At 68.2% G+C, this 4,149-nt stretch carries 5 protein-coding genes; 4 read left to right on the top strand and 1 reads right to left on the bottom strand.

Features of this window, described 5'->3' with window-relative positions:
• Positions 1 to 439: transglycosylase SLT domain-containing protein (locus tag ACFU9P_RS20370; RefSeq protein ID WP_384082661.1), on the top strand; the 439-nt coding region annotated here is incomplete at its 5' end.
• Between the two features lie 121 nt (positions 440 to 560).
• On the opposite strand, the gene ACFU9P_RS20365 is transcribed toward ACFU9P_RS20370, so the two are convergent.
• Positions 561 to 1,223 (bottom strand): ScbR family autoregulator-binding transcription factor, encoded by a 663-nt coding sequence (locus ACFU9P_RS20365; protein ID WP_384082658.1) that lies wholly within the window; start codon positions 1,221 to 1,223, stop codon positions 561 to 563.
• A 175-nt stretch (positions 1,224 to 1,398) separates the two neighbouring features.
• Between ACFU9P_RS20365 and ACFU9P_RS20360 the strand changes: the two genes are divergently transcribed.
• The 3 genes from ACFU9P_RS20360 (at position 1,399) to ACFU9P_RS20350 (ending at position 3,884) form a co-directional block, all read left to right on the top strand.
• Positions 1,399 to 2,388 carry an AfsA-related hotdog domain-containing protein gene (locus ACFU9P_RS20360; protein WP_384082655.1) on the top strand — a complete coding sequence of 330 codons (990 nt, stop codon included), beginning with the start codon at positions 1,399 to 1,401 and terminating at the stop codon, positions 2,386 to 2,388.
• Positions 2,389 to 2,613: 225 nt separating this feature from the next.
• On the top strand, positions 2,614 to 3,327 hold the full coding sequence (locus ACFU9P_RS20355) for an HAD family hydrolase (protein WP_384082652.1): 714 nt from the start codon (positions 2,614 to 2,616) through the stop codon (positions 3,325 to 3,327).
• A 140-nt stretch (positions 3,328 to 3,467) separates the two neighbouring features.
• Positions 3,468 to 3,884 (top strand): hypothetical protein, encoded by a 417-nt coding sequence (locus ACFU9P_RS20350; RefSeq protein ID WP_376386941.1) that lies wholly within the window; start codon positions 3,468 to 3,470, stop codon positions 3,882 to 3,884.
• Positions 3,885 to 4,149: the final 265 nt, after the last annotated feature.

The following is a 4,149-nucleotide window of genomic DNA, read 5'->3' as shown; positions in this document are numbered from 1 at the left end:
GACCACCGAGAACGCGACCACCGAGAACGCGACCACCGAGAACGCAACCGCTGAGAACGCTTCGGCCGACGCGGGCGGTACGGTCACCGAGGCCGCCCCGGCCGCCGAGAAGACGTACACGAACGATCTGGACGGCTGGATCAAGGAATCCCTGGACGTCATGGCGGCCAATGGCATTCCCGGCAGCTACGACGGCATTTACCGCAACATCATGCGCGAGTCCTCCGGCAATCCGCAGGCCATCAACAACTGGGACTCCAACGCCGCCGCGGGAACGCCCTCCAAGGGCCTTCTCCAGGTCATCGACCCCACGTTCCAGGCCTATCACGTGCCCGGTACGTCGATGGACAGTTTCGACCCGGTCGCCAACATCACCGCCGCCTGCAACTACGCGGCCGACAGGTACGGTTCGATCGACAATGTGAACGGGCCGTACTGACCGTACCGACCGTACCGGCCGGAATCCTGACGCATTGTCGGGTCACGCACCATTGCCGGGCCGCTCAGGGACCTGTCCCGGCCGGTATTCGCGAAAGCGGCGCCGGCCGGGGCGGGTCCCGTCATGTTCCGGTGGATACGGCACCGGCCGGGCGCTCCCGCACCCGCGCCAGCAGCCCCGCCGGATCGGGGTGCGTCTGAAGGCCGCTCAGAAGCAGCAGCCACAGATCGTGCAGCCCTTCTTCGATCTGCCGCCGCCCCTCCAGCGCCTCGGAGACGGTGTGCAGTCCGAAGAAGGCACAGACGATTCCGTGCGCGGCGACCTGAGGGGTGATGCCATTCCCCAGCTCCCCCTCCTGTCGTGCTTCTTCGAGGAGTTGGGTGACCGTCTCCATCCAGCCCACAAAAGGCTTCGGGAATGTGGCGTCGATGGCGGCGCGCTCCGCCCAGAGCCGGGCACCCGCGCGGATGATGACATCGTCCCGGAAAGCCCTCGCCACATCGAAACTCAGCGCGACCAGCCGCTCCAACGCCGGGAATTCCGGCGAGCGATGGCGTTCGATCAGCTCGGGCCAGCTCGCGAAATGCGCCTCGACGACGGCCAGGGCAAGATTTTCCTTGCTGGCGTAGTGGAAGTAGATCGCCCCGCTGGTACGGCCGGACTGCGCGCTGATATCGCTGATGCTGGTCCCGGCGTAACCCCGCTCGTCGAACAGATGTGCCGCCGCTTCCAGCAGAAACCTCCGTGTCGTTTTCGCCCGCACCTGCTCCGCCCGAACCTGCACGTGTACTCCGGATTGCCGTTCCGTTACATGACAGCAGGCAATGTAGCGGCTTTTCCCACCGTACGCGGCGGGCTTGCGGGGCCCGGATCAGGAGGCGGACAGGCCCTTGGACCGGTGTGCGTACAGGGCCCGGGACCGGCGTGCGCAACCGCGGGAATTGCGGTGTTCTTGTCGCATGGACACATCGGTTGGCGCCACCGTGCACGATGTCCGGCCGCTGTCCTGGTCACGCACCGTCGCCCGCGAGATGGTGCACCGGGACTCCGTGGCCGAGGTGCTGCTCACTGACGTACGGCGGGGCCCGGACGGCGGATTCGAGGCCGCCGCGTCCTGGCCGCGGTCCCACCCCACCTTCCCGCGCGACGGCGCCGATCTGCACAGCCCGCTGGTGATCGTCGAAACGCTGCGCCAGCTCGGGATCTATATCCCGCTCCGGTATTTCGATGTCCCGCCGGCGATGCATCTCGTCATCACCGATCTTTTCTTCGAGATCGATTTCCGGGCGGAACCCCGGGCGCTCTCCGGCGCCACCGGGGTCCTCTGCCAGGTGCGGGTGGACGACATACGCCGCGCCGCCGCCGACGGATCGATCACCGGTATGCGGCTCCATGTCTCCTTCTCGGCCTGCGGAATCGCCGCCCGTGGACTCACGGCCCCCGGACTCGGGTCCCGTGGAATACCGCCCCACGGAATGGTCCACGGAATACCGTTCGCCCGGGCCGGCGGCGGTGCGCGGTTCCTGAATGACGCGCAGTACGAGTCGGTACGGGTCGGCCGCATGCGCCCGGCGCCGCCGAACGGGCTGAACGGCCGGACCCGCCCCGATATCCGGGGCCTGGGAGTGACCGGCGCGCACGATGTCGTCGTGGCGCTCGACGGCCCAGCCGTTCTGGTCGACCCCGCCGATCCCCGGCACCCGTTCTTCTTCGACCACCCCACGGACCATGTCCCCGGCATCATGCTGCTGGAAGCCGCCCGCCAGGCCGTGGCCGTCTACAGCGGCGGCACTTTGCTGCGCCCCGCCCGCGGGCGGCTCAAAGCAGCACGCTTTGTCGAACACAGTCCGCCTGCTCGAATTATGTGCGCGATCCACCACGACACCTGTGTGTTCCGTTTTCTGCAGGACGGCGAACAGAAGGCTTTTGGTGCCCTCTGCTACAGGTAAAAGCTCAAAATACTCTGCGAAGCCACTTGACTACGAAGAGTTTTCCTCTCTAGCGTAGCGATCGTTATGTTCTTGGGTGGTCGCCTCAACCGGCCTTCTCCATAAGGCCGCGACCGCCCGGATCGCGCCCGCCCGACAGCGGGTGACCAGCGTGCCCGCGGTGTTCCGCACTGTCGCGGCGGCCGGTGCTGCCGCTTACCGGGCTCTTCTGAACGGAACAATCGGATGACAGCTCATCGCATCCTTTCCTGGACCCCAGCGGCCATCGTCTTCGACTGCGACGGCACCCTCATGGACACCGAATGCCACTGGCAGGACGCCCGAATTCAGGCGCTGCGCGAGTACGGTTTCGCCCCCCTGCCGGGCTTCGCCGAGCGCGCAAAAGGGCTGCACTACACGGAATGCGGCCGCCTCATGGCCGAAGAGGCGGGACACCCGGAACTCACCGAGGACATGACCGGTCTGCTGCTGGGGCACTTCCGCACCCTGGTGGCCGACAATCCGCTCACCATGCCCGGCGCCCGCCAACTGGTCGAGGAATCAAGTGAGTTGGCCCCGCTCGCCGTCGCCAGCAACTGCCCGAGGGAAGTCGTCGAATCCTGCCTCGGCACCGCGGGCCTGCTCGACCGCTTCGACCACATCGTCGTACCGGAAGGAGAGATCAGACCCAAGCCGCACCCGGACGTCTATCTGACCGCCGCACGGCTGTGCGGCGCCGAGCCCGTCGACACCCTGGCGGTCGAGGACTCCTCCTGCGGAATCCGCTCCGCCGCGCAGGCCGGGATGCGGGTCGTGGGCGTCGGGCCCTGGCCGGGGGAGGAGACCGTGGCGCTGGTGGACATCTGGGTCCGCTCGCTGAACGAACCGGAGGTACGTGGCTGGACCGGCGCCCGCGTACCCGTCCAGGTCTCCCTCGACATCATGCCCGCCGTCGGCTGACCCGCGGCCTCCGCGGCGCCGGAGCACCGGAATCCCGGAACTCGCCCTCCCGGGGAAACGGCCTACCATGAGTGCGATGGGGCATATGCACCCAGAACCACCATGCAGCCCAGAGTCACCGCACAGAGAGTGGCCATCGGATGGACGAGGAACGCGCCGGCCGTCTCGTATCCTCACTGCGGGCCCGGGGAGTCATGGCCCATATGGCCCACCTGGGCGTCTACCAGTGCGGTGTGCAGATCGTCCTCATCGAGGGCGGTGAGGCGATCTGGGACATGGACGAGGTGCTGGGCCTGCGGGCGGAGGTCGTGGAGGACGGGGTCCTCGTCGGATTCGTACCGCATGTACGGGGCTCCGAGACCTTCACCGAGGAACAGCTCGTCGACGTGATCGCCACCACCCAGTACGACAAGGAGGCCCTGCGTACCGCGGCGGACGACGGCCCAGGACCGTATCTCGACGAGGACCCTCGGTACCGCGGCACCGGTCCCGTGCTCCCCTCGCGCGGCTACCGCCGCAGACTCCGGCTCCCCTGGCGGCCCCGGCGCCCGGGATAGCGGCGGCGGTGCCCGCGCCCGGCCCGGACACCGCGAAAGCGCCGGACGAACGCAACGTACGGTTCAGCAGCGGACGTTCGCATGACCCGCCTGACCGAAGGACCCGCAAGGCAAGGACCCGCACAGTGTCGCACCGGGACCGGGGGGGGGGGATGGGGGGGGGGGGGGGGAGAGCGGGGGTGGGGGGGGTTTGGGAGGGGGTGGCGAGGTCAGGAGGAGGGGGGGGAGCGGGGAGGGGGGGGTGTGGGGGAGGGTGAGGCGGGAA

Source organism: Streptomyces sp. NPDC057617, from assembly GCF_042800555.1.
GTDB lineage: Bacteria > Actinomycetota > Actinomycetes > Streptomycetales > Streptomycetaceae > Streptomyces.
The sequence above is the reverse complement of the archived record's forward strand: the minus strand, read 5'-3'. Positions and strand labels throughout refer to the sequence as shown.